Genomic DNA, 304 nt, shown 5'->3' with positions numbered 1-304 from the left:
AATTACTATTTTCTGCCGACAACAAAGCTTGGAAAGAACACAGGCGAGTCTTACACCTATTGCTCAAGCAACTGGAGTTCCTATGCAGGTCCTAGCGCTCGAAGATAGCCAATTACTACAGGAACATATTACCAATTCCGACTTACTAGTCAACGGAACCAGTGTAGGCATGGATGGGTATTCTCAACCTGTTCCTTCTACCATTCGCTTTCCTGAAAATCTTTTGGTTGCGGATGTAATCTATCAACCATTCGAAACACCTTTATTAAAACTAGCCCAATCTCAAGGCAATCCAACTATCAAT

The 304-nt window shown here is 41.8% G+C and carries 1 pseudogene; it reads left to right on the top strand.

The annotated features are described in order from the left end of the window. Nucleotides 1-304, top strand: a pseudogene (locus C1E99_RS11520) (shikimate dehydrogenase); the annotation flags it as partial.

Origin of the sequence: Streptococcus suis (genome assembly GCF_002964045.1) — a bacterium.
Classification (GTDB): domain Bacteria; phylum Bacillota; class Bacilli; order Lactobacillales; family Streptococcaceae; genus Streptococcus; species Streptococcus suis_U.
The sequence above is the reverse complement of the archived record's forward strand: the minus strand, read 5'-3'. Positions and strand labels throughout refer to the sequence as shown.